Here is a 514-nt window from a genome sequence, read left to right as displayed (position 1 = left end):
AGAGCCTAGGCATCCCCCATACGCCCTTATTTTGCTTATTGTACCAATCTTGTTATTTAAAACAAGACCGTTTTTGTTTGTTTTTTATTATCTGTATTGCTACTTTTAACAAAAAACACTTTCTACTTTTTGTATTTTCTTATCTCAATATGTCAATGAACTTTTATTTATCATCTTTATGATAAATCTGTGGAGAATAACGGAGTCGAACCGTTGACCTCCTGCGTGCAAGGCAGGCGCTCTAGCCAGCTGAGCTAATCCCCCGTTTTTTTAGTACTCAGTTAACAGTTTTCAGTTAACAGTTCAAAACGGTTCACTAAAAGTGTAACTCAACTTCTAAAATTTCCTTTTTTAAGAAAAAAACTTTTTCTTTTAATTAACTGATTACTTATTACTGTAATCTGCCAACTTTTTTGTAGTCCCGGGCAGACTCGAACTGCCGACCCCTACATTATCAGTGTAGTACTCTAACCAGCTGAGCTACGAGACTCTGTTTTTACTTAAATTCTTAATT

2 tRNA genes are annotated in these 514 nt (G+C 35.0%); both read right to left on the bottom strand.

Annotation, left to right across the window (positions count from 1 at the left end):
• Nucleotides 1-190: 190 nt before the first annotated feature.
• Nucleotides 191-264, bottom strand: a tRNA-Ala gene (locus IEV84_RS16440).
• A 152-nt stretch (nucleotides 265-416) separates the two neighbouring features.
• Nucleotides 417-490, bottom strand: a tRNA-Ile gene (locus IEV84_RS16435).
• Nucleotides 491-514 lie beyond the last annotated feature (24 nt).

The sequence above is a fragment of the Flavobacterium palustre genome, from assembly GCF_014639535.1.
Classification (GTDB): domain Bacteria; phylum Bacteroidota; class Bacteroidia; order Flavobacteriales; family Flavobacteriaceae; genus Flavobacterium; species Flavobacterium palustre.
This window is presented reverse-complemented; position numbering and strand designations above follow the sequence as displayed.